At 61.3% G+C, this 3,833-nt stretch carries 4 protein-coding genes and 1 pseudogene; 2 read left to right on the top strand and 3 right to left on the bottom strand.

Going from position 1 to position 3,833, the window contains the following annotated elements:
* Positions 1-125: 125 nt before the first annotated feature.
* Positions 126-791 (top strand): annotated as a pseudogene (locus RKE40_RS29305) (SOS response-associated peptidase family protein); the annotation flags it as partial.
* Between the two features lie 34 nt (positions 792-825).
* On the opposite strand, the gene RKE40_RS29300 reads toward RKE40_RS29305, so the two are convergent.
* The 3 genes from RKE40_RS29300 to RKE40_RS29290 all read right to left on the bottom strand — a co-directional run bounded on the left by RKE40_RS29300 (position 826) and on the right by RKE40_RS29290 (position 2,539).
* Entirely contained in the window at positions 826-1,233 is a 408-nt protein-coding gene (locus tag RKE40_RS29300; protein ID WP_316021683.1) for a hypothetical protein, read from the bottom strand.
* A gap of 56 nt (positions 1,234-1,289) precedes the next feature.
* Positions 1,290-1,523 carry a hypothetical protein gene (locus tag RKE40_RS29295; protein WP_316021682.1) on the bottom strand — a complete coding sequence of 78 codons (234 nt, stop codon included), beginning with the start codon at positions 1,521-1,523 and terminating at the stop codon, positions 1,290-1,292.
* 581 nt (positions 1,524-2,104) lie between these two features.
* Entirely contained in the window at positions 2,105-2,539 is a 435-nt protein-coding gene (locus RKE40_RS29290; protein ID WP_316021681.1) for a translation initiation factor 2, read from the bottom strand.
* Between the two features lie 388 nt (positions 2,540-2,927).
* Between RKE40_RS29290 and RKE40_RS29285 the strand changes: the two genes are divergently transcribed.
* Positions 2,928-3,263 carry a Nif11-like leader peptide family RiPP precursor gene (locus RKE40_RS29285; protein ID WP_316021680.1) on the top strand — a complete coding sequence of 112 codons (336 nt, stop codon included), beginning with the start codon at positions 2,928-2,930 and terminating at the stop codon, positions 3,261-3,263.
* The last annotated feature ends 570 nt before the right edge of the window (positions 3,264-3,833 follow it).

The following is a 3,833-nucleotide window of genomic DNA, read 5'->3' as shown; positions in this document are numbered from 1 at the left end:
GCGCCAGACCATCCAGCAGAGACGCTTGCAGCATCAGCTGAAGGCCGCATAACCTCAAACCCAGATGAGCCAGAGCCTCCGTTCCTGAGACATCGAAACAGCCTCAAATCATCTGACGACGGACAGAGGCGCCGATCATCCGCAACGAGGCGGATGGTCCGCGCCTCGCCATGACACGATGGGGCATGCCGTCTTCGAAGAAGGCGCTGTTCGACGCCGCCTCAAAACGGGCAGACAAGCTGCGCGCCAAGGGGCAGGAGGTCGACTTCGATCAACTTCTCCGCATGGAGCCCGACGGCGGCACGACCAACGTCCGCAATACCTCGAGCTCGCACTGGAGGCGCTGGCTGGGCGTTGAGAACCGCTGCCTCGTCCTTTTCACCAGCTTCAGCGAATTCGACTGGGCCGCGAAGCAGGACGTCTGGTTCGCGTTCGGTGAGGAGCGGCCGACGGCCTTCTTCGCCGGCATCTGGGCGCCTCAGTGGACCTCGGTCCGCAAGATCAAGAACAGCGAGGAGACGATCGACCTCTATGCCCTGACGACCGAGTCGAACGCAGAGGTTTGTTCGGTCCATCCCAAGGCGATGCCGGTGATCCTGACGACGCCCGAGCAGTGCGAAACCTGGATGACTGCGCCCTGGGCGGTGGCGAGCTATCTCCAGCGACCGCTATTGTATGGCAGCCTGACGATCGTCCAGCGTGGCGGGAAGAAGGACGGGCTCGCTGACCTAGTGTCCGAAGGGGAACGCTTGTCGGCGGTGGATAGATCGCTGTTTCGCTTCGGCATCTAGCCGGCCGCCGTAATCGTCAAACGGGGCTGCTCGCTCATGCCTTGCTTGGTCGCGGTTCGCCTGAGGAGGGTTCGGCATTCACCAGCCGTTGTGCAGCGTCGACCAGATCGGGCGGTGGCATCACGTCGTGCTGAAGGTGCCGCTCGACGTAGCTCCGCTTCTGGCCCAAGGAATTGGCGAGCTCTGCCACCCAGTCACGCTCTGGAAATAGGCGCGCCATCAAAACGGCGAAACCAGCGCCCGTTTCTCGGGCCAGAGCGTCTGCAGTGCTTCTTTCGCCGGCTGCCTCACTGCCCATGGTGCGGTCCCAATCGTCGGCAGCTCCTAGGAGATGACGGAGTTCGCTTTCTTCCGCGACGGTTGCCGGGCTTCGGTTGCGAAGCTCCTGCACTCGGGCGATCGCCTTTTCGTAATCGTCCTGGGATCGGATCGTGAAGGCCATCGGAATTCCTCCTGCCGTCACTACCCGTACAAGATCGATTGGTTCCGCCCGAGTGGCTACTGGAACGGCAGCACGGCCGTGACGGCATGATTTTCCTCCAGCGCACAGAATGGATTGGGCTGGCATAGGAGCGCCCGCTTGCGTTTAGCGTCCCAAGCCTCGCACGCTGCGAGCAACATCTTGAGCTTGCTCTCTTCTGGACTGTCTTCGATCGCGCCCATCAACCGCTCGATTAGCCGGCCGGCGGTTTCGCGCTCTTCGGTCGTTCGAATCTCTATGTTGATCGGCATGTAGAACCCCCGGCTGCAGCGATCAGTCCGCCGCTCCGAAAACGCCCACCCCCTAGTTACTTTGCCGAAACGAACCGCACTCCGGATAGCCCGAACGGTGAAATCAGCCGGGCTACCTCGGAAGGGCGCTGGCCCGACTCCGTGTCTCTAACCAACATCCCGGTCAACGCGGATGAAGCGGGCGACAATCGGGTGCCCCCCGATTTGGCGGCGGGGCAGCACCGTTTCACCGCTCCAATCTAACAGGCTTAGCCTGTTGGCTTTTTCCCTGGCTGCGAAAGCAGATGGTTCTGCGCCTCGCGGCTGAGGACGACCTTGGCGCCGACGCGCCTTGCCAACCGCTCCGCAGCCTCGATCGTCTGGAAGAGATTAGGCGAGTGCCCATACTTGGCCCCGGTCGCGTCCCGCGCGGCCCAGCCCTCGCCCGATCTATAGATGGTAAGTCGCCCAGGCATAGAGTTTAGCCCTTGCTGGTGGGATGAACCCCAAAGGCCAACCGCGGTTCCTTCATAGAACTGGTGGAGTCTCGTCGGTGCCAGGGTCTCAGCCTTGGGCTCCGCTCTGAACCGGGCTTGCCTTTGCTAGACCGCCGGCCGCTTCCCGCGTCGGGCGCGCTGAGTTGGAGCAGCTTTCGGCTTCACGGTGGGCACCATCGTCGCAAACACGGGGTTTGGCTGGTGATCGAGCGCTGCGCTGGTGCTGGCATCGACCGCCATACCGACCAGGCCGCCGACGATGATATTGCCGGCGAAGCCCGCGGCCCCGCCGCTGCTGATATCGGTCTTGACTGCGATCTGCTGTTCTTCATGACCGGGTAGTGAGAACGTCGCGACAAAGGCCTGCTTTCGACTGATCGGGAAGGTGCACGGCGTGGCCGGACAACTGAGGCCGATCGATGTCTGCACATGTGCGCCCGCCGGCGCGGAATTGAAGGTGACGTCTGCCGTCGTCCCACGCGTAACCGTACCGCACGCGCCCAAAAGCAGCGCGGCGGCGCAAGCCCCCACAATATTCATTATTGTAGCCCCGTTTCCCCGCCCGCGATGACGCACGGCGCCTGGCGGAAGTCGAGCCGACTAAACTGATTACAAAGTAGGAGTGGACAGCTGCAGGATTGCCTGTGGCAACGGGGAGGGGTGGGGCTACCGGTCATGGGCTGTGGCGAGCTACCTGCAGCGTCCATTGCTCGACGGCAGTCTCACGATCGTGCAGCGTGGCGGCAAGAAGGATGGGCTAGCCGACGTGACGTTTGAAGGCGGACAAGCCTCCTAGCCTCTCACCCAAGCGTTGCGGCTCCAGCCCTTCGGGTTGTCAGTTTCGTGTAAGCTTGCCCTATTATGTTGGCGATAGGGACGTCGAGCAGATCAGAGGATCGGATTGGTCCCGACAGGAGAGGACATCCAGATGAGCGTATCCGAAATCCATCGCTTCAGTGCTGATTTGAAGTCCGACGCCGGCTTGCGCGCCGAGGCAGGGAGCTATGGGACGGCGGGAGCCACGTCGCCTGAGGACGTGGTCGCCTTTGCCGCAGCCAAGGGTTACGACTTCAACGTGACCGAGCTGGCAGCGGTATCTGCTGAGGCTAGCGGCAAGGAAATCTCCGACGCCGAACTCGAGGGCGTGTCGGGCGGAGGCGACCCCGGTCAGACCGGGTCTCAATCCATGGTCTTGCACTTCGCAATGGGCTTTTTCGCGTGGGCTTTCACGCCCAGGGAGGATCCTTCCCGCCCTAACTCTTAATCGCCCACCACCTGGTTTGGTCGTTGCGGGTATTCTGCTTGTCGGGCCTAAGAACCCCGAGGCTCAGATTTAGTGTCGCGGCTTGCGAGAAGCTGCGCGTCGAGGGCTAACGACGCTACTAATTCTCGGTACTCTGCAATCATTGCGCTATTGGACGTGTTGTCCGCTTTGGTCCAGTGCTCAAGCGCGCGACTAGCCAATTCGTACGCTTCGCAGGTCTCGAGAAAGGACAGGCTGAAGGCGAGATCAAAACGATCTCGCCAATCAGGGAAGCGTAGTTTGAGACGTGCACGCCCGCGTTCCTGGATCGGAGTCATGACTCGGATATCCAAAGGTCAGGGCGTGCCGCTTTTGATCGGTGCCCTGCTCATCGCCGCTCCTCAATTATGCGCGTGGTGCCCAGTATTCTCTATTGGTCCCGAGGACATGCGAAGCGCTTCCTAAGCGATTACTCCGCCGATGAAAGAGAGATTGCGCTGAGGACTTTATGAGCGCACGATGAGTACGGGGTTGATCGGCTACCGGAGCAATTCTCCAATGGTAAGGCCTCCGAAATCCGTCAGCGAATCG

The organism is Allobosea rubneri, assembly GCF_032464875.1.
GTDB classification, from domain to species: domain Bacteria; phylum Pseudomonadota; class Alphaproteobacteria; order Rhizobiales; family Beijerinckiaceae; genus Allobosea; species Allobosea rubneri.
The sequence above is the reverse complement of the archived record's forward strand: the minus strand, read 5'-3'. Positions and strand labels throughout refer to the sequence as shown.